Origin of the sequence: Eubacterium multiforme (assembly GCF_030813415.1) — a bacterium.
Taxonomy (GTDB): Bacteria; Bacillota; Clostridia; order Clostridiales; family Clostridiaceae; genus Clostridium; species Clostridium multiforme.
Genome location: NZ_JAUSUF010000001.1, coordinates 546,760 through 566,366, shown reverse-complemented (window position 1 = coordinate 566,366; position 19,607 = coordinate 546,760). Strand labels below are relative to the sequence as shown.

Annotated in this window: 19 protein-coding genes and 1 riboswitch; of the genes, 18 read left to right on the top strand and 1 reads right to left on the bottom strand. The window is 26.1% G+C overall.

Going from position 1 to position 19,607, the window contains the following annotated elements; translation table 11 throughout:
- The first annotated feature begins 206 nt into the window (after positions 1-206).
- The 13 genes from J2S18_RS02620 to J2S18_RS02560 all read left to right on the top strand — a co-directional run bounded on the left by J2S18_RS02620 (position 207) and on the right by J2S18_RS02560 (position 14,383).
- Positions 207-1,628, top strand: a complete 1,422-nt coding sequence (locus J2S18_RS02620) for a carbon starvation CstA family protein (RefSeq protein WP_307482859.1) — start codon at positions 207-209, stop codon at positions 1,626-1,628.
- Positions 1,629-1,731: 103 nt separating this feature from the next.
- Entirely contained in the window at positions 1,732-2,844 is a 1,113-nt protein-coding gene (locus J2S18_RS02615) for a sensor histidine kinase (protein WP_307482858.1), read from the top strand.
- A gap of 14 nt (positions 2,845-2,858) precedes the next feature.
- Positions 2,859-3,485, top strand: coding sequence for a response regulator transcription factor (locus J2S18_RS02610; protein WP_307482857.1), 627 nt, complete (start codon positions 2,859-2,861; stop codon positions 3,483-3,485).
- 100 nt (positions 3,486-3,585) lie between these two features.
- Positions 3,586-4,521: an ABC transporter ATP-binding protein gene (locus tag J2S18_RS02605; RefSeq protein WP_307482856.1), complete on the top strand. Its 936-nt coding sequence runs from the start codon at positions 3,586-3,588 to the stop codon at positions 4,519-4,521.
- Positions 4,522-4,551: 30 nt separating this feature from the next.
- Positions 4,552-5,682 (top strand): ABC transporter permease, encoded by a 1,131-nt coding sequence (locus J2S18_RS02600; RefSeq protein ID WP_307482855.1) that lies wholly within the window; start codon positions 4,552-4,554, stop codon positions 5,680-5,682.
- Positions 5,679-6,827, top strand: a complete 1,149-nt coding sequence (locus J2S18_RS02595) for an ABC transporter permease (protein ID WP_307482854.1) — start codon at positions 5,679-5,681, stop codon at positions 6,825-6,827. The genes J2S18_RS02600 and J2S18_RS02595 overlap by 4 nt, the downstream gene beginning before the upstream one ends.
- A gap of 165 nt (positions 6,828-6,992) precedes the next feature.
- Entirely contained in the window at positions 6,993-7,778 is a 786-nt protein-coding gene (locus tag J2S18_RS02590) for an MJ1433 family protein (RefSeq protein ID WP_307482853.1), read from the top strand.
- A 149-nt stretch (positions 7,779-7,927) separates the two neighbouring features.
- On the top strand, positions 7,928-10,702 hold the full coding sequence (locus tag J2S18_RS02585; protein WP_307482852.1) for a sigma 54-interacting transcriptional regulator: 2,775 nt from the start codon (positions 7,928-7,930) through the stop codon (positions 10,700-10,702).
- A gap of 89 nt (positions 10,703-10,791) precedes the next feature.
- Entirely contained in the window at positions 10,792-11,214 is a 423-nt protein-coding gene (locus J2S18_RS02580; protein ID WP_307482851.1) for a PTS sugar transporter subunit IIA, read from the top strand.
- Complete coding sequence (locus J2S18_RS02575; RefSeq protein ID WP_307482849.1) at positions 11,208-11,681, top strand: PTS sugar transporter subunit IIB; 474 nt, start codon at positions 11,208-11,210, stop codon at positions 11,679-11,681. Before J2S18_RS02580 ends, J2S18_RS02575 begins: the two co-directional genes overlap by 7 nt.
- A 40-nt stretch (positions 11,682-11,721) precedes the next feature.
- Positions 11,722-12,504 (top strand): PTS mannose/fructose/sorbose/N-acetylgalactosamine transporter subunit IIC, encoded by a 783-nt coding sequence (locus J2S18_RS02570; RefSeq protein ID WP_307482847.1) that lies wholly within the window; start codon positions 11,722-11,724, stop codon positions 12,502-12,504.
- Positions 12,497-13,312, top strand: a complete 816-nt coding sequence (locus J2S18_RS02565) for a PTS system mannose/fructose/sorbose family transporter subunit IID (protein WP_307482845.1) — start codon at positions 12,497-12,499, stop codon at positions 13,310-13,312. The genes J2S18_RS02570 and J2S18_RS02565 overlap by 8 nt, the downstream gene beginning before the upstream one ends.
- A gap of 18 nt (positions 13,313-13,330) precedes the next feature.
- Positions 13,331-14,383: an SIS domain-containing protein gene (locus J2S18_RS02560; RefSeq protein WP_307482843.1), complete on the top strand. Its 1,053-nt coding sequence runs from the start codon at positions 13,331-13,333 to the stop codon at positions 14,381-14,383.
- 51 nt (positions 14,384-14,434) lie between these two features.
- On the opposite strand, the gene ilvA is transcribed toward J2S18_RS02560, so the two are convergent.
- Positions 14,435-15,634 (bottom strand): threonine ammonia-lyase, encoded by a 1,200-nt coding sequence (gene ilvA, locus J2S18_RS02555; protein ID WP_307482841.1) that lies wholly within the window; start codon positions 15,632-15,634, stop codon positions 14,435-14,437.
- 150 nt (positions 15,635-15,784) lie between these two features.
- Between ilvA and J2S18_RS02550 the strand changes: the two genes are divergently transcribed.
- The 5 genes from J2S18_RS02550 to J2S18_RS02530 all read left to right on the top strand — a co-directional run bounded on the left by J2S18_RS02550 (position 15,785) and on the right by J2S18_RS02530 (position 19,562).
- Positions 15,785-16,162, top strand: coding sequence for a RidA family protein (locus tag J2S18_RS02550; RefSeq protein ID WP_307482837.1), 378 nt, complete (start codon positions 15,785-15,787; stop codon positions 16,160-16,162).
- A 242-nt stretch (positions 16,163-16,404) separates the two neighbouring features.
- Complete coding sequence (locus J2S18_RS02545; protein WP_307482836.1) at positions 16,405-16,692, top strand: DUF503 domain-containing protein; 288 nt, start codon at positions 16,405-16,407, stop codon at positions 16,690-16,692.
- 178 nt (positions 16,693-16,870) lie between these two features.
- Positions 16,871-17,042, top strand: a riboswitch (SAM riboswitch).
- 88 nt (positions 17,043-17,130) lie between these two features.
- Positions 17,131-18,093: a methionine ABC transporter ATP-binding protein gene (locus J2S18_RS02540; protein ID WP_307482835.1), complete on the top strand. Its 963-nt coding sequence runs from the start codon at positions 17,131-17,133 to the stop codon at positions 18,091-18,093.
- A complete protein-coding gene (locus J2S18_RS02535) occupies positions 18,094-18,732 on the top strand; it encodes a methionine ABC transporter permease (protein ID WP_307482834.1) in 639 nt (212 codons plus the stop codon).
- 17 nt (positions 18,733-18,749) lie between these two features.
- The gene (locus J2S18_RS02530; protein ID WP_307482832.1) at positions 18,750-19,562 is read left to right on the top strand and encodes a MetQ/NlpA family ABC transporter substrate-binding protein; all 813 of its coding nucleotides are present in this window, start codon (positions 18,750-18,752) and stop codon (positions 19,560-19,562) included.
- Positions 19,563-19,607: the final 45 nt, after the last annotated feature.

Genomic DNA, 19,607 nt, shown 5'->3' with positions numbered 1-19,607 from the left:
CTTAAAAATATTATAACATTAATTTTGAAAAAATTCTTTGGAATTATATTTTATAAATTTAGAAAAAAAACAAAAAGGAAAATGGTTTTAAAATATGAATATTCTAACAATTATGGGGTAATTTAATGAATAATTTTTTGTAAACGTTTATAATTAATATATACAAATTAATGTATACTAATTAATTTATAAGGGGATGATTAATAATGATATCATTTTTATTATCACTAGTATTATTAATTGTAGGTTATTTTACATATGGTAAGTTTGTGGACAAGGTATTTGGCACAAGCGACAGTATTAAAACACCGGCAGAAACAATGGAAGATGGAGTTGACTATGTTCCAATGAGTTGGCCAAGAATATTTTTAATTCAATTTTTAAATATTGCAGGACTTGGACCTATTTTTGGAGCAATAGCAGGAGCTCTATGGGGGCCAGTAGCCTTTTTATGGATAGTTTTTGGTTGTATATTTGGAGGAGCAGTACACGATTACTTCACAGGAGTATTATCTATGAGAAATAAGGGAGCATCAGTTGCAGACCTTGTTGGAAAATATCTTGGAGAAATACCAAGGAAAATAATGGTAGTATTTTCTGTAGTTCTTTTGATTTTGGTTGGAGTTGTATTTTTAACAGGACCAGCAGATCTTTTGAAAAACTTAACAGGAATTGATAGAGATATATTTATAGTTATTATAGTTATTTATTATATTGCAGCTACTGTATTACCTGTAGACAAGGTTATAGGAAAGATTTATCCTATATTTGGATTATGTCTTTTAATTATGGCAATTGGAATTGGAGCAGGTATAGTTATAGAAGGATATAATATTCCAGAAGTACAATTTGCTAATTTCCATCCAGATGGAACACCAATATTTCCTTTCTTATTTATAACAATAGCATGTGGTGCAGTTTCAGGATTCCATGCTACTCAATCACCTATTATGGCAAGATGTGTTAAGAAGGAATCAGAGGCAAGAAGAATTTTCTATGGCGCAATGGTTGCAGAAGGTGTTATAGCCTTAGTTTGGGCAGCAGCAGCTATGTCATTCTTTGGTGGAACAGAAGGTCTTAAAACAGCCTTAGCACATGGTGGACCAAGTACAGTTGTTAATGTTATTTCTAATACTGTAATGGGTAAAGTTGGTGCAGTACTTGCAATATTAGGAGTTGTAGCATGTCCTATATCATCAGGAGATACAGCTTTTAGAAGTGCAAGACTTACTATTGCAGATACAATTAAAATGAAACAAGATAAGATTGGTAATAGATTTAAAATTGCAATTCCATTATTTGTAGTAGGAATAGCTTTAACATTTATAGATTTCACTATAATTTGGAGATATTTTGCATGGTCAAACCAAACTTTAGCAATGATTATGCTATGGGCAGCATCATCTTATATGGCAAGAGTTAAGAAAAATTATTGGATTACAGCAGTGCCAGCAGTATTTATGTCAGCAGTTACCTGTGCATATATACTTCAAGCACCAGAAGGATTTAGAATAGCAGCTGGAATATCAAATACAATAGGAATAGTATTTGCTGTTGCACTACTTATTATATTCCTTAAGTTTGTAAAAAAAGAAGACAGTGAAGATAATATTGAAGAAGTAGCTTAAGCTAAATAGATAATAAGAGACTACTTAAAAGGTAAAACTTTTTAGGTAGTCTCTTTTTATAGTATAATAATGTAAAATAGGTAAAGGTTTTATTAGGTGTATTATGAATGGGTTTGAAATGAAAAGTTATAATTTGATATTTAGAATAGTAGTTTTAATTGGAATTGTAGGTTTTACTATAAAAGATAGCAAAGATATTTTTAGTATTTCTGTTTATACTATAGTGTCTTTAATTTTATCTCTTATGCAAGGAATAATAAAAGATAAATATAAGGGAATAGTATTTGTTTTTTTAATTATTTGGAATCTAATATTTTATGTTAGTGGTATGGAAATTTCAAGTGTATTTTTAACTATAATATTAATTGAAGAGGTTATAAAAAAAGTAAAAATATTAATTCCTACCATTATTTTAGTAGTATTTTTCATTATGGCAAATTACCAAAAGAATTTTATAGGCTTTTATATTTATACAAATGTTTTGGCATTATTTTTTACATATTTATCATATACAAATAATAAAAAAATTAAAGATTTAGAAAGTCTTTTGGATAAAAATATAAAGAAAAATAATAGATTAAAAGAAAGAATAAAAAATGAAGGAGATTTTTATAAACAAAGTATATATTCTGTTAAGCTAGAGGAGAGAAATGAGCTTTCAAGGAGAATGCATGATAATGTTGGACATGTAATTGCAGCATCTCTTATGAGATTAGAGGCTGCTCAAATTGTACTTAAAAGTGATAGAGTAAAAGGGGAAGAAATGCTAAAAGAAACTGCAGAAAATTTAAGAAATGGCATGGAGGATATAAGAAAAACAATACATGATATATCCCCTAAAAGTGAAGAAATTGGTATAAATAAAATAAAATTATTATTAGAAGAAAAGCTTAAAAGTTTAAAAATTGAGTATTTAGTAACAAATGTTGGTAATATAGAAACTATTTCACCAAAGGAATGGGCAGTTATTTATGATGGAATAAAAGAGCTATCTACAAATAGCATTAAATATAGTAATTGTGAAAACATATATATTAACATTGAAGTTTTAAATAAATTAGTAAAGGTTACTTTTAAAGATGATGGAATAGGAAATAAAAAGATAATTAAGGGGTATGGTTTAACAAAATTAGAGGAATCTATATTAAAACTTGGAGGAAATTTAATAGTAGATGGAAGAGATGGATTTTCTGTAATTATGATATTTTATAAATAAGGGGGAATAATTAAATGGCAATAAAAGTGGTCATTGGAGAAGATGATAATTTAATAAGGGAAAGTTTAAAAATAATATTAGGAGCTAATAAAAATATAGAAGTTTTAGAAGCCTTTCCAAATGGTAGGGAAACCTTAGAGTATGTACTTAAAAATGATGTTGATATTGCACTATTAGATGTTAGGATGCCAGTTATGAATGGAGTTTTAGCAACAAAAGAAATAAATGAAAAAAGTAAAACTAAGGTTATAATATTAACTACTTTTGATGAGGATGAATACATAAAAAGTGCAATATCTTATGGTGCTAAAGGATATTTACTTAAAAATACTCCCCCAGATAAAATAATAAATGCCATTAGCATGGTTTATGAGGGAAATTCAGTTATTCAAGAGGAAGTTCTTTCAAAATTATCATCTAATATTGAATATAAAAAAAAGGAAGAGTTTGATTTATCAATTTTTACAGAGAGAGAAATTGAAATAATTAAGGAAATATCAAAAGGAGCAAGTAATAAGGAAATTAGCAAAAGTTTATATATTTCAGAAGGGACTGTTAAAAATTATATAACATCAATACTTCAAAAAACAGGACTTTCTCACAGAACACAAATAGCAATTAAATATTTGAAATCAATATGACAAAAGTCATATTAAAAATGTGACCTTCTCTAGATTAAAAGAGAAGGTTATTTTTATATAATTAAACTATAGAAAAGAAAATAGTTTGGAGGTTTTTAATATGTATGCTATAGAAATTAAAGATTTAGTAAAGATGTATGGGGAATTTTTAGCAGTGGATAATGTATCTCTTAAAATAGAAAAAGGAAGAATATACGGTATTTTAGGACCAAATGGTGCAGGAAAAAGTACAATTATAAATATTATTTGTGGACTTTTAAGAGCAAATTCAGGAACTATAAAAATAAATAATATTGATGTTACAAAAAGTATGAAGGGTGAAAATAAAAAGGTAGGACTTGTGCCTCAAGAAGTAGCTCTTTATTTAACCTTTACAGCAGAAGAAAATTTGAAGTTTTTTGGAGAGATTTATGGATTAAAGGGAAGAGAATTAAAAGAAAATATAGAAAAAGCATTAGAATTTACAGGACTTTTAGAGGTGAGGAAAAAGTTAGCTAAAGATTTCTCAGGAGGAATGCTTAGAAGACTTAATATAGCCTGTGCATTAGTTCATAACCCAGAAATAATTATAATGGATGAACCTACAGTTGGAATAGATCCACAGTCTAGAAATCATATTTTAGAGTCTGTAAAAAAACTTAATAAAAATGGAACTACAATAATATATACAACTCACTATATGGAAGAGGCAGAAATTCTTTGTGATGAAATTGCAATAATAGATCATGGGAAAGTAATTGCATCAGGTAGTAAAGAAAAGCTTAAAAATCTTGTAAGTGATACAAAGGATCTTAATTTATTAGTTGATAATGGAAGCCTTATAGAAATTAATGAATTTAAGAAAATTTCAGGAGTTAAAGATGTAATTATACTAGAAAATAAAATAAGTATATCATCAAGTAAGGACATTAATAATTTAGGTAGAATTATTGATAAGGTAAATTATTTTGGAGCAAATATTTTAGATATTGGATATAAAGAAGTAACGTTAGAAACAGTATTTTTAACTCTTACAGGAAGAAGTTTAAGGGACTAAATAAAATTTTAAATTAGGGGGATTAAAATTATGAAAGCAGCTATTAAAAGTACCATACTTTTAGTTTTAAGAAGTCCAAAATATCTCATATTTTCAATGCTTTTTCCTATATTTTTAACTATTTTATTAGGTGGAATTCTTGGAAAAGATTTTGAAGATAATAATCCTATGAATGGAAAGGTTATCTATTATGTTAATAATATAGGAAAAGATGGGGAAAGTCTTTTAAAGACCTTTCATAAGGTTAGTGGTAAAGGTGATATTAATCTTTCTTTAAAACAAATATCATCAGTAGAAGAAGGTAAAAATGAAGTTAGAAAGAAAGATGAAATTTTTCTAGAAATAAATAAGGACAAGATTAATATATTTGTTCAAAATGGAAGAGATTTTTATTATTCATATATTAAATCTTTGCTTACTGGCATAATCAAAAGAGGAGAAACAGCAAATCTTTTAATAGAAACAAATAAAATAGAGGGAGCTAATATATTAAGAAAAGGAGAAGTTAAAGATGGAGGAATAAGTATAAATATTATTAAAAAAGAGGAAGCACCAACATCTTTTGATTATTATGCAATTGCAGAACTTACTCTTATGTTACTTTATTTAATGTTATTTCCAATGAGTAGATATTTTGAAGATAAAAGAATAGAAGTTAAAGAAAGAATGAAATTACTTGGTATATCAGATTTTAAATATTACTTTGGAGGAACAATTGGATATTTCATTTTATCCTTTATTATAACTCTTCCAAGTTTCTTATTTTCAAATTATATATTAAAGACAAACTGGGGAAGTTACCCATTACTATGTTATGGAGGAATACAAATATTTGCCCTTGCAAGTATAAGTATAGGTACAGTTATTGCAAGTTTATGTAATAGTGAAGAAAAAGTATTAGGAGTTCTTCAAGCAGCAGTATTTCCAATTTTATCATTCCTTGGAGGAAGTTATATTGCTTTTCCTGATGATGTTGGGGGATTATTTCAAATTGTAACTAATATTTCTCCAATAAGATGGTTAAATAGAGGAATAATGCAAAGTATATTTAAAGGTGAAAATATGTTACTTATGAAAGCTTACTTTGGTGGAGCAATAATTATTTTATTAATGGCAGGAATTATGATTATAAGTGGAAAAAGAAAGGATTGTAGGATATGAGAAATATTTTAGTTATGGTTAAAAATAATTTAAAAATAATGATTTTAAAAAAGCCAATATATTTTCTTGGAATCATAATAGTTCCTGTACTTATTTTAGTTGGACTTACTCCTTTAATGGCAAGACATTCAGAAGAAATTCTAATTGGAGTTTCTAATTTAGATAAGAGTAAATCAGCTGATATTATAGTAAATAGTCTTAAAAGTCAAGATAACTTTAAAGTGTTAAACATAGAAGAAAATGATATAAAAGGAAGTATACAGGAAAAAAAGATAGAGTGTGGAGTAATAATAAAGAGTGGATTTCAAAAAGATATAATTAATGGTAAAGAAAAAAATAATATTGAAATAATAGGAAAAGAAGGAGATTCCATTTATAAATCTATTAAATCAATTATTGAGCTTGATTTAAATAACATAAGGGATTTAGGCAAGATAAGTAATGGAAATATTAAAAAATATAATATTCTTTTAAAAGAGTATAGCAAAAATACTATAAAAATAGATAAGGGTACTTTAAGAAGTGATAGTAAAGATTATAATATTTCAGGAATGTTTGTAGGATTTTTAGTAATGTTTATGTTCTTTAGAGCATTATTTGGAGCAGGTAAAATAATGGATGATAAGAAATGCAGAGTTTATACAAGAATATTTACAGCACCTATAAAAACTTATGAATATTACCTTGGAAATGTTTTGGCTAGTTTAATATCAATAGTATTACAAATAATATTAACTTTAATTGGAGTATATTTATTTACAAATGTAAATTTTGGAATGAGTTATATACAGTTATTTTTTGTACTTTTATTAATTAGTATATTTGCAGTTTCTTTAGGAACATTTTGTATATCTGTAAGTAAAACAGATCAAGAGGTAAGTATATTAAGTAATATTTTAATAATGATTTTAGTAATGCTTGGAGGATGTTTTGTTCCAGTTTATATATTTCCAAGTGCATTAGATAAAATTTCAAAGTTACTTCCAACTAGATGGGCAATGGATATGATATTCTCTCTTCAAGATGGTATGTCTATAGGTAGCTTATATAGAAATATAATAATAATTTTATTATATTCACTAGCATTATTTTTAGGAGCAGCTTATATAACAAAAATTAAGGATAAAAGATTTAACGATATATAAAATATTCCAAGTGAATATAGGAAATATGATAAAGCACATTGTTATTTATATAGTGCAATTCAGTAAGAGTCTTATAAAATATAATGATTTTAATAGAAAAATTTTGTATAATAAATAAAAATAGACATAAAATTTAGCATAAATTATACAAGGAGAAAAATTATTATGAATAATAAACATAAGAGAGAAACTATATTTATTGGAATAGGGCTTATAGCATTATCACTTTTTCTTCATTATGTACATTTCTTAATTTTTAAGGATTTACATCATACTTTAATTTTTTTATTTGCTGACATTGCATTTATTCCTATGGAAGTTTTTTTCACTGCATTTGTAATTGAAAAATTATTAGAAGACCGTGAAAAATCTCATAAGATGGAAAAGCTAAATATGATTAAAGGAGTATTTTTCTCAGAGTTTGGAACTGATCTTTTAGAGGAATTTTCAAAGGGTGATAGGGATATTGAAAATATTACAAAGGTTGCTATAGTTAATAAAGAATGGGGAAAAGATGATTTTAAAGAGTTAGAAAGAGTTATAGATGAACATAAATTTTCTGTTGATATTTCTAAAATAGATTTAGATAAGGTTATAAATATTCTTGAAAGTAAGAAGGATATGATAATTTCATTTATAGGAAATCCAATTTTATTGGAACATGAAGTTTTTTCAGATTTACTTATATCATTATTTCATCTTTTAGAGGAGTTTGATGATAGATATTATAATATAATCTGTGAATGCTGTGACGAGAAGGCTCATATAGAGAAGGATATTAATGATTCTTATGAACAACTAGGAAAGATATGGGGTAGATATATGAGGCATTTAAAAACTGAATATCCTCAATTATTTATAAAAGCTATGCTTCATAATCCTTTTGATAAAAGAGATATAAAAGACAAACTTGAAACTTGTGGATTAAGATGTATAAGTGAAAAAAATTAAATTTAAAACTCTACTATCTTTTAGAATAAAAGATAGTAGAGTTTTATTTATAGTAAAATAATTGTGTTAAAGCTTTACAATCAATAAATTCTTTTATATATTTAATTTACTTAAATATATAAAAGAATTTATTTATAAGGGAGGGTATTATGAGTAAAAATTTAATATTAGAATATATAAAGTGTAGAACTGATGATAATGATTATAAAAATATAACTACAACATTTATAGCTGATAAATTTGATTTATCTAGAAATACTGTAAGTCAATATCTTAATGAATTTTTTAAAAAGAATATTCTTATAAAAATTAATACTAGACCAGTTATATTTTTGCATAAAAAAATATTTGAGGAAAAACATGATATTGAAATTAAGGAGAATATATTGGACAGTTTGGAAAATTTGGAAAGATTAGTTGTTGATGAAAAAAAGGAAAAAGATGTATTTTCTAATGTTATTGGATGTAATGAAAGCTTAAGAGGAGCTATTGATCAAATAAAGATGGCTGCAAATTATCCAAATGGTGGACTACCAGTTTTATTAACAGGTCCAACAGGTAGTGGTAAAAGTTTTTTAGCAGAATTAATGTATAAATATTGTAAAGATGTTGGAATACTTAAAGAAAATGCTCCGTTTATAGTATTAAATTGTGCTGAATTTTCAGATAATCCGGAACTTTTAGGAGCTAATTTATTTGGATATTCAAAAGGAGCTTTTACTGGAGCTGAAACTAGTAAAACTGGTTTAGTTGAGGAAGCAGATGAAGGAATACTTTTTTTGGATGAAGTACATTGTTTAAAACCAGAAAGCCAAGAAAAATTATTTTTACTTATGGATAAAGGGAACTATAGAAGATTGGGTGAAAATGATAATTGGAGGAATGTAAATGTTAGATTTATATTTGCTACAACTGAAGATATAGAAAAAGTGTTACTTAAAACATTTCTAAGGAGAATACCAATTAATATAGTAATTCCATCTTTAGATAAAAGAACAGAAAAAGAAAAATATAATATGATTTTAAGTTTTCTTCAGAAAGAATCTAACAGAATTAATAAAGATATAAAAATTACTAAAGGTGCTTTAACAGTATTAGAAAAGAGTAAATTTAAAGGAAATGTTGGTGAACTTAAAAATATTATAAAATATGCTTGTGCAAATGCATATACATTATCAATAAAAGAAGAATATATACCAATAAAAATACATAATCTTCCTAATAATGCATTTATAGAAATGAATAATATTAATATAAGTGTAAATGCTGATTATGAAGAAGATAATTATATAGATGTGAATAATATAGATGTGGATATGAATTGTTTACATAGTGGAAATGAATTAAATGAATTACATAAGGTTGTTATAGATAACTGTATAAAAATATTAGAGGGAAAGAAAGAAGTAGAAGAAATCTTAGAAGTGAATAATAGATTAATATATAATTATTATGATCATTTACTTTATAAAAAAGATCATTTTTTTATAAATGACAAAAATGAAGTTATATTTAATATATTAGAAGAATTATTTGATTATATGTTTGAAAGAAGACATATTAGAGTAATTAATAATCTTTTGAAATCCTTAATAAAATATATAATTGAAGTTAATAAAATAAGAAATTACATATCTTTAGATTCAAAATTAGATTCAAAATGTTATAAAAATATATTAAATTATTTTCAAATAAATTATCAAAAGGAATACTTGCTAGTAGAAGAGATGTCTAAAGGTATTAAGGAAAATTTAGATTATGTATTATTGGATATAGATAAAATAATAATTATTCACAATATAATTTTATTAAATAGTAAAAGTGATAATGAAAAAATATTAGGTGTAATAATTAGTCATGGATATGCAACAGCTACAAGTATAGCAGATGCAACTAATAAAATGATAGGTAAATATGTCTTCGAATCTATAGATATGCCTATAGGATCAACAACTATAAATGTGATTAATAAATTAAAGTTGTATCTTCAAAAAATGGTAAGATATGAAAATGTAATTCTTTTAGTTGATATGGGAAGTTTAGAAGAAATTTATAGTGGTTTAGACATAATTGAAAATAAAACTGTAGGAATAATTAATAATATAACAACAAAACTTGCTTTAGATATAGGATTAAAGATTATACAAAAGAAAAGTATGGAAGATATATTAAAGGAAACTAGTGAAAGCATAGTTACAACTTATAAAATAATAACTCCAAAGAAAAAGAAAAAAGCAATAATAACAACATGTCAAACAGGTATAGGAACTGCTGTAAATTTTGCAAAACTTATTAAAGAAAGTCTTCCAAGTAGTTCAGATATTGAAGTTAAATCAGTGGATTTTAGAATTTTAAGTATTGAAAAGGAAGAAAATAAATATATAAAAGGATATGATGTTGAATTAATTATAGGAACAAAGAACCCACAAATAGATGGAATTAAATTTATACCAATAGAAAAAATAGTTTCTGGTGAGGCTATTAAAGATTTAAGGACATATTTAAGTAATGTAGTTGGATATGAAGATATGGATGAATTTAATAGAAAAATAGTCAAGAGATTTTCTCTAGAGAATATAATACATCAACTTACTATTTTAAATGCTAATAAATTAATTGATTATATTGAAGCTTCTATTTCTGAATTGCAGTCTAATATTGGAGTGAAATTAAACAATAATACAATTATAGGATTATATATACATTTAAGTTGTATGATTGAAAGACTTGTAATAGGAGAAGAAATAGAAACTTATAGAGATATAAATGAACTTAGTAGTGTCGATAAAACTACATTAAAGAGAATTAAGAAATGTCTTACAGTGATTGAAAAGACATTTAGTGTCGATATAGTTGAATCGGAATTAGGATATATATTTGATTATATTAGATATGATAGCAATTACTTAGCTATTTATAGATGATTTTATATAATATAAAAAGCATGCTAAAATCTTCGACAGAGATTTTGGCATGCTTTTTGCTTTTAAATAATAGTGTAGGAGGTATGAATATGAAAAACATAATTATAATATCCCATGGAGATTTTTCTAAAGGGATTAAAAATTCAGCAGAAATGATAATGGGAGATAGTATTAAAATTAAAACTTTTTCTCTATATCCAAGTGAAAGTCCAGATTTTATTGCAAATGAAATAGAAAAGTTGGTAAAAAACAATTTAAATGAGGAGTTTTTAATATTAGCAGATATACTTGGAGGTAGCGTTTATAATGCTTGTTTAAGATTAGTAATGTATTCAAACGCTAGAATAATATCAGGAATTAATTTAGGGTTATTAATAGAGACTCTACTTATAAATGACAAGGAAGAAGATATAGATATAGCATTAGAAAAAGCTATAGATAGGGCTAAAGAGGGAATTAAATTAGTAAATAAAAAATTATTAAAAGATAGAGAGGATGATGAAATATGGTAAAACTAGTTAGGATTGATGATAGGCTATTACATGGACAAGTTGCATTTGCATGGACAAATAGTTTAGGTGTTGATGCAATAATAGTTGCGAATGATGAAGTGGTTAATGATCAAATAATAAAAATGTCATTAAAAATGGCAGTACCACCAGATGTTAAGCTTGCAATTAGAACAATAGATGATGCAATAAAACTTATACATAACCCAAAAACTGAGAATATTTCAATATTTGTTGTTGTAAAGAACACAAAAGATGCTTTAAGACTTGCAGAAGGTAGTGAATTAATAAGAAAAATAAATGTTGGTGGAATGAGAAAATCAGATGGTAAGGATATGTTAACTAGAGCTGTTTATGTTGATGACTCTGATATTGAAAATTTAAATAAGATGACAGAAATAGGTTGTGAAGTAGAAATAAGACAAGTACCAACAGATACAAAAAAATATATTTATGAGTTATTAAAATAATAATATTTAAATTATAAAAATTGTAAGGAGGTTATATTTTATGAAAGATGCAATTTTAATTGGACTTATTAATGTAATAGGATATTTAGATTACTTTTTTGGTGGAATTATGATTAATAGACCAATAGTATTAGCTCCATTAGTTGGTTTAGCACTAGGTGATCTAAGAGCAGGAATAATAATGGGAGCAACATTAGAACTTGTATTTATGGGAGTAATAACAATAGGAGCTGCTACTCCACCAGATACAGTAACTGGAAGTGTTTTGGGAACTGCATTTGCAATTTTAACAGGAAGTGGTGCTGAAATTGCATTAGCACTAGCTCTTCCAATTGCTATGCTATCACAAGCAGCTAAAATAGGTGTAAATGTATTGAGATCAAGTTTTATGCCAAAAGTTATGGAATATGCTGAAGATGGTGATATTAAAGGAATGGAGAGAATTCATTGGATATGCTATATCATTATGTTAGTTGTAATGTTTACTATTGCTTTTATATCAATTTTAATAGGTTCAGATGCAATGAAAGCTTTTGTAGATAGCATTCCAAAATCTATATTAGAAGGAATGAAAATAGCATCAGGTTTATTACCAGCTGTTGGTTTTGGATTACTTTTAAAAGTTATGTATTCAAAAAGATTAGCCATATTTTATTATTTTGGATTTTTACTAGCTGCATATTTTAATTTACCTATAATGGGTATAGCTTGTTTAGGAATAGTTGTTGCAGTAATATTAGAGTTTGTTATTGATGCAAGTTCAGGAAATAAATCAATTTCACAGGATTCTAATGAAGATAAGGAGGCATTATTTGATGATTAAAAATAATATTTCAAAAGAAGATAAAAAATTAATGAATAAGGTTTTATTAAGATCATTTACTTTAGAATGTAGTTTTAATTACGAAAAGATGCAAGCATTAGGATTTGCATATTCAATGATACCTGTAATAAAGAAATTTTATAAAACTAAAGAAGAAAGAGCAAAAGCTTTAACAAGGCATATGGGCTTTTTCAATACTACACCACAAGTTTCACCTTTCATTATGGGAATTGCATCTGCAATGGAAAAGAAAAATGCAGAAAAAGGTGGTGTTGATGATAGCTCAATAAATGGTATTAAAGTAGGTCTTATGGGACCCTTAGCTGGCATAGGAGATTCATTCTTTTGGGGAACATTTAGAGTAATTGCAGCTGGAGTAGGTATACAGTTTGCTCAACAAGGAAGTATATTAGGAGCAATATTATTCTTGATATTATTTAATATTCCACATTTGCTAGTTAGATATTTTGGTGTTCAATTAGGATTTGGATTTGGAACTAAAATATTGGAATCAGCTTATGAAAATGGAATAATGGATAAAATTTCAAAAATGGCTACTATAGTTGGATTAATGGTAGTGGGAGGAATGACATTCTCAATGGTTAAGTTTTCAACTCCATTTGTATTGGTAATTGGTGAAACTAAATTAGAATTACAAAATATATTTAATCAAATATTACCAGGTGTATTACCATTATTATTAACATTGTTCTGTTTTAAATCATTAAAAAAGGGTACAAAAGTAAATTTATTATTATTATTAATGATTATTTTAGGTATTTTAGGCAAAGTTGTAGGAATTCTTTAACAGTAGGAGGAAATTAAAATGAATATGTATGATTATATAGTCGAAACAAATAAGTTTTCTAAAGAATTAATGGATAATAGAATTTTAGAATATAAAGAAATTGTTAAATTATTTAATGAAAATGATTATGATGAAATAGTTTTTGTAGGATCAGGATCTTCTTATAATGCAGCCTTAACTACAAAATATTTTATGGAAAATATGTTAGATACTAAAGTTAGTTGTATATACCCATATTTACTTTTAAATTTTGAAAAAAAGATAAATGAAAAAGCTTTATACATATTTATATCTCAAAGTGGAGAAAGTAAATTAACTTATAATGCTATTGAAAAAATAAAAGAAATAACATCAAGTATAGTTTCGTTGACATCTAATAAAAATAGTAGTATATCTAAATTCGCTAATATATCAATAGATATGAATTGTGGAGAAGAAATAGTTCCATATAAAACAAAGGGATATATTTGTACATTAATTTCAATAATAGCTATTACTTTAGAATTAGCTAAAGGAAAAAATATAATTGATAATTTAAAATATGAAGAATATGTTGAAAATATATATTCTATAATATCAAATATGAAAAATATAATTAATAAAAGTGAATATTGGTATGAAGAAAATATAAATAATATGATTGATTGTGATGGTGTTATAGTATGTGGAACAGGAGCAAATTATGGCACAGCACATGAAGCACATTTGAAAATAATAGAAACTGTAAGGTGTTTCACTAGCTTTTATGAACTTGAAGAATATATGCATGGTCCTCAAAATTCATTAAATAATAGATTTATTGTTTTTGGAATAAATTCTGGAACAATAGAAAATGAAAAAATTAATACTTTATTTAATTTCTTAAAAAGTAAGATTGATAATGCTTATATAGTTGGTCCAAGTGGAGATATAGATATTAATTTTATAGGAAAAGATGAACTTAAATTTATTGAAATGACTATATTCTTTCAAGTATTTGCTTATAAATATTCAAAAGATAAAAAAATTGATTTAAGCAAAAGAACATTTGAAGATTTTGACAAAGTAGTAGGTAAAAAGGTTAATAACTAAGTTATATGAGCTATATCTTATTGTTTAAACAATAAGATATAGCTTTATTTTTTAATATAATTGTTTTATTAAATATCCTTCGTTTTTAAATCTATCTTTTATTCTTTCAATGTGTTCATATCCATTTGTTTCAACAGTTACTTCAAGTAAAGTATTTCTATACTTATTAACTGCCTTAAATTGATTGTGTTCAAGTTTAACTACATTAGCATTAACTTCTCCAAGTATTTCAGTTATTCTATTAAGTTCTCCTGGAATATTTGGAAGTTCTAAAGTGAAACAGAAAAGTCTTCCTCTAGATACTAAACCACTATTAATAAGTGCAGTTATTGTTAGCATATCAATATTACCACCACTTATTACAGAAACAACATTTTTACCTTCAAAGTTTAATTTTGATAAAGCAGCTAAAGATGCTACACCGGAAGCTTCAGCTACAAGTTTTTGCTTTTCACTAAGTGCTAGGAAAGCGTCAACGATTTCATTATCTGTTACAGTTACAATTTCATCAACATGTTTTTGTATTATTGAGAATGTAAGCTCTCCTGGACATTTTACAGCTATTCCATCAGCTATTGTGCAAACAGATTGAAGGTAAGATAATTCTCCACAATGAAAGCTTTTTTCCATTGCATTTGCACCAGAAGCTTGAACACCTATTATTTTTATATCTGGATTAATTTCTTTAGCAGCTAATGAAATACCACTAATTAATCCACCGCCTCCAATTGGGCAGACTATTGCATCAACATTTTTTAAATCTTCAAATATTTCAAGGGCAATAGTTCCTTGACCATAAATAACATTAATATCGTTAAAAGGATGTATAAATGTTGCCCCTTTTTCTTCTTCAATTTTCTTTGCATAATTATAGGCATCATCATAAACGTTACCATGTAAGATTACGTTTCCACCTAATTCTTTTGTTGATTGAACTTTTAAATATGGAGTGGTAGTTGGCATTACTATTGTTGCATTAATTCCCATTAAGTTAGCAGCATAAGCAACTCCTTGTGCGTGATTACCAGCAGATGAACAAACAACTCCTTTAGCCTTTTCATCATTTGTTAAAGTCATCATTTTATTAAGAGCACCTCTTAGTTTGTATGCTCCAGTTAATTGTAAATTCTCACATTTCATATAAACATTATTGTTACTTGCCTTGGAAAAAAATTTACTATGTAATAAAGGAGTTTTTACTACTACATCTTTAATGTTTTCCCTTGCAGCTTTAATATTATCTAAATGCATAAACAACACCTCTTTTTGATATACTCATATTTGTATTATAACATTTTGGGAAAAATATTAAAAACAGTAAAAATGAAATATTTAAAATATTTAGACTTTTTATGAAAAATTTTCTATAATAGAAGTATAGAAAACAAAGGAGGGAATTTTATGAATAAAACAATAATTAAAACAAATAATGCACCTCAAGCAATAGGACCATATTCTCAAGGTGTTAAGGTAGGAGATATGATTTATACATCAGGTCAAATTCCACTAAACCCAGAAACAAAAGAATTAGTAACAGAAATAAAGGCTGCTACAAAACAAAGTTTAACAAACATTAAAGGAATACTTGAAGAAGCAGGATCAAGCATGGATAAGGTTATAAAGACTACAGTATTTGTAAAGGATTTAAATGACTTTGCTGCAGTTAATGAAGTTTATGCAACTTTCTTTGAAGGTGAACCACCTGCAAGAAGCTGTGTGCAAATAGCTAAATTACCACTAGATGCACCAGTTGAAATAGAAGTAATTGCTTTAGCATAATAAAATATAAACATACAATTAAAAATTTTTTATAAAAGTCTTAGTAATTTATTACTAAGACTTTTATTTTGTTATTAATATATCCATAAATATAACATATTAATTAGTTTATTTATAAATAATATCATTAATGAATAACTTAATTATTTTTTGTGAAATTATTAGGTAAACAATTTTTTTTAGCTAAAATATATATTATTATAAGAGTATAAAATTAATTATAAACTTGGAGGATAGCTTGTATGGACATCTTACTTATGAAAATAACAATAAGAAATTCTTGGGTAAAGTCATTAAAAGAAAAGAGAATGATAGTTAAAAGTATTACTCAAAGATTAAAAAATAAATTTAATATTTCAGTTGGAGAAGTGGATAAGCAGGATAATCATAAACTTATGGTAATTGGTATTTCAGCAGTATGTGGAGATGTTAAAATAGCACATTCAACTAAAGAAAAGATATTAGATTTTTTAGAAAATAATATAGATGGTGAAATTATTAATATAGATGAGGAAACTGAGATCTTTTAAATGGATTTTATAGAAATTATATTAAAGGTATAATAAAATATATTTAATAAATATTAGAGAACAAAATGAGAAATTTCTTCAATTTAAAAAGGTTTTGTAAAATTTTCTTGAAAAATTCTTGACAATTTTGCTGTAAAATATTATATTATTAACTAAATGTTAAAAATAAATATTAGGTTTCTTATCAAGAGTGGTGGAGGGACTGGCCCTATGAAGCCCGGCAACCTAGGAACAATAACAAATGTTCTAATAAATTCTTTTTTTATAAAGAGTTTATTTGTTATGTTTTAATTACATTGTTTCCTGTGGTGCTAAATCCTGCAGTAAAGAGTTTTACTGATAGATGAGGGAATAGGTTAATAGGGTGATTTATATGCACTAGAGATTTATTCTCTAGTGCATTTTTTTATTTTTCTAAAAAAGGGGGCTTAAATAATAATGATAAAAGTAAAAAATGTAACAAAGAATTTTGGAAATTCTAAAGTATTAAAGGATGTAACATTAGAAATAAAAGAAGGGGAGATATATGGAATAATTGGACATAGTGGGGCAGGGAAATCTACATTACTTAGATGTATAAATGGTTTAGAAAGTTATGATAGTGGTTCTATAAATGTTATGGGAAAGGAGATAAAAGATTTAAATAAAAATGAAATAAGGGATCTTAGAAAAAATCTTGGAATGATTTTTCAAAGTTTTAATTTACTAAATAGAAAAAATGTTTATGAGAATATTGCACTACCTTTAGAAGTTTGGGGATTAAGTAAGGAGAAAATAAGAGAGAGGGTTTTAAAGTTATTAAAGCTTGTATCTCTTGAAGATAAAGAGAAAAGTAATCCCTCAGAACTTAGTGGTGGTCAAAAGCAAAGAGTAGCAATAGCAAGGGCTTTAGCTTTAGAGCCTAAAATATTACTTTGTGATGAAGCAACCTCAGCATTAGATCCTAGAACAACTAAAGAGATATTATCATTACTTTTAAAAATAAATAAAGAACTTAGAATAACTATAGTTATAGTTACTCATCAAATGGAGGTGGTAAAGGAAGTTTGCGAGAAAATAACACTTTTAGAAGATGGTGTTATAAAGGCACAGGGAAAAGCAGCTGAATTATTTTTAAAACCAGAGGTATCTCTTAAGAAATTTTTAGGAGAAGAGGATATAGAGAGCTTACCTAACTTTGGGAAAAACATAAAAATATTTTTTCCAAAAGATTTTTCTGAAAATGCCTTAATAACAAAAATGGCAAGAGAACTTAATATAGACTTTTCTATAGTTTGGGGCAAATTAGAAAAGTTTAGAGATGATGTTCTTGGAAGTTTAGTTATAAATGTTTATGAAGAGAATGAAGAAAAGATATTAGAATATTTAAAAAGTAAAAATGTTAAATGGGAGGTATTATAGATGATTAAAGAAATATTAAAAGCTACAGGGGAAACAGCCTATATGGTTTTATTATCCACATTTTTTGCAATGATCATTGGATTTATATTAGCTATAATACTTACGCTAACAGCAGAAGATGGATTAAAAAAGAATAAAAAAATATATAATTCATTAGATTTTATAGTAAATATTTTAAGAAGTTTTCCTTTTGTAATATTAATGGTTGCAGTTTTTCCACTTAGTAAATTAATAATAGGTACAACTATTGGAAAAGAAGCTATGATAATTCCATTAACTATAGCAACAGCACCATTTATTGCAAGAATAGTAGAAAGTTCATTAAGAGAAGTTGATAAGGGAATTATTGAAGCTGCAAAATCCTTTGGGGCAAAGGATAGTCAAATAATATTTAAGGTAATGTTTAAAGAGGCTATACCATCTATGGTATCAGGACTTACTTTAACACTTATAAGTGTAATTGGATATTCAGCTATGGCTGGGGCAATAGCTGGAGGAGGACTTGGGGATGTTGCTATAAGATATGGATATCATAGATATCAAACAGAATATATGATAGTAACAGTAATATTATTAATAGTTATAGTTCAAGCTATACAAACTTTAGGAAATTATTTATATAAGAGGCTTTTAAAATAAAAAGGGGGATTTTAAATATGAAAAAGAAATTATTAATATCATCAATTTTAATAGGGGCATTATCATTAGGACTAGTAGGATGCGGGGGCAATTCTAAAAATAATGATAAAACAATAACAATAGGGGTTAGTCCAGTACCTCACAAAGAGATAGTAGAACAAATAAAACCTAAACTTGAGGAAAAAGGTTATAAGGTAAACATTAAAGAATTTACTGATTATGTTACACCAAATAAAGCATTATCAGAAGGCAGCTTAGATGCAAATTATTTTCAACATATTCCATACTTAAATGAACAAAACAAAAAAGAAAATTTAGGATTAACTTATACAAAAAGAATTCACTTAGAGCCATTAGGTTTATATTCAAAAAGTATTAAAGATATTTCTAAAATAAAAAATGGAGCAACTATTGTAATTCCAAATGATCCATCAAATGAGGCTAGAGCACTTAAACTTTTAGAGGTAAATGGAATTATAAAAGTTAAAGAGGGGGAACTTGTAACACCAAAGGATATAACAGAAAATAAGAAAAATATTAAATTTAAAGAAGTGGAAGCAGCTGCAATTCCAAGAACATTAGATGATGTAGATGGAGCAGTTATAAATGGTAATTATGCAATAGATGCAGGTTTTTCAGTTAAAAAAGATGCCTTAATAAAGGAAGATAAAAATTCAAAAGCAGCAGAATCTTATGCAAATGTTATAGCAGTAAAAGAAAAGGATAAAGAAAGTCAAAAAATTAAAGATTTAACAGAAGTTTTAACTTCAGATGAAGTTAAAAATTTTATAAATGACAAATATAATGGAGCAGTTATTCCAGTATTTTAAATAGACTAAATTTATCCAAGTATATATAATTTACATTATTCTTAT